1 protein-coding gene is annotated in these 1117 nt (G+C 61.6%); it reads right to left on the reverse strand.

Going from position 1 to position 1117, the window contains the following annotated elements; translation table 11 throughout:
* Positions 1–1038, reverse strand: a 1038-nt coding sequence (locus KGB28_RS01875) for a saccharopine dehydrogenase family protein (protein WP_223441679.1), incomplete at its 3' end; no start/stop codon positions are given.
* Positions 1039–1117 lie beyond the last annotated feature (79 nt).

Genomic DNA, 1117 nt, shown 5'->3' on the forward strand with positions numbered 1-1117 from the left:
GGCCGGACTGACGAAGCCGGCCGCAGAGACTTCCCCCGCGAGGATGCGTTCGATCCCGGCAACCGCTATCGATCCGGCCTGCTCATAGGCGCAGTTACCCTGAAGAATGACCGTTGATTGGCTTGCCGGGCCGCTGCCGTGGCAGGAAATAACCGCCCGGCAGTGGTCCGGGTTCTCGCGCGGTGGCTCGCTCGGAGTCAGCTCATGCCCCCAGCCGTTGGTAACAGCCTCCTGCTCTTCGGGCGACTTGTGCTTGTGGACCTCATTGAACTCGCGCGCCAGCTTCAACACATGGCTCATCACCTGCGGGTTGCCGAAGTTCACCAGCATGCTGCAGTTACGTACGCGCGCATCATCTTGGTACCACACCGGTTCGCCACCACCGCTCCAGGGAAGGCAATCGAGCACCTGGTGGAAGCTCGGTGCCACAGTCTGGTACGGAGTCGCCGGTTCCCAGGCCACCAACTGCTTCTGCGCCAGGTGGTACTGCGGCTGGCAGCACATACGCAGGAAGGACAGAGTCGAACTCACTGACGGCAGCGAGCCACGGGTCACATAGACCAGATCCAGTGTGTCGATACCGGGAGTTTCCAGACAGACTTCCGCCGCGAGGTGGCCAGTAGTCCACATGAATGCCAGAGCAGGTATCAACAGTAGCCCGCGCTCAGCGTAGGCAGAGGCATAACGCTCCCGCACAAACAGCATCCAGTCCTGCTCACCCGTGCTATCCAGGTAATGACAACCGGCCGCCAGCGCCGCACGCACCATCGGCTCGGCCAGTTGCATGAACGGCCCCACGGTGTTGTAGACAACGCTCTTGCCCGCCAGGAAGGCAGTCAGCGCCGCTTCCTCGTTGGCCACTTCGGCGACCTCGTAGTGGGCATCCTTCAGTTCCGGCTGGGTGGCGAACTGCTCGTGGATCTTCGCTGCGCTGCGACCGGCAGCGATGAAGGGGATGCCCCGTGCTGCGAGATGACGAGCAATCAGTTTACCGGTGTAACCGCTGGCGCCATACACCACGACTTTGATATCGGACATTTCTTGTTCTCCGGGTTTACGCTTGTTGTTGTGATCTGTGGGCAGAGACCGCATGCGCCGCCAGTTCGCATTCGAGCTG

The sequence above is a fragment of the Pseudomonas sp. BF-R-19 genome (assembly GCF_019956445.1).
In the GTDB taxonomy this organism is placed as follows: Bacteria; Pseudomonadota; Gammaproteobacteria; order Pseudomonadales; family Pseudomonadaceae; genus Aquipseudomonas; species Aquipseudomonas fluorescens_BH.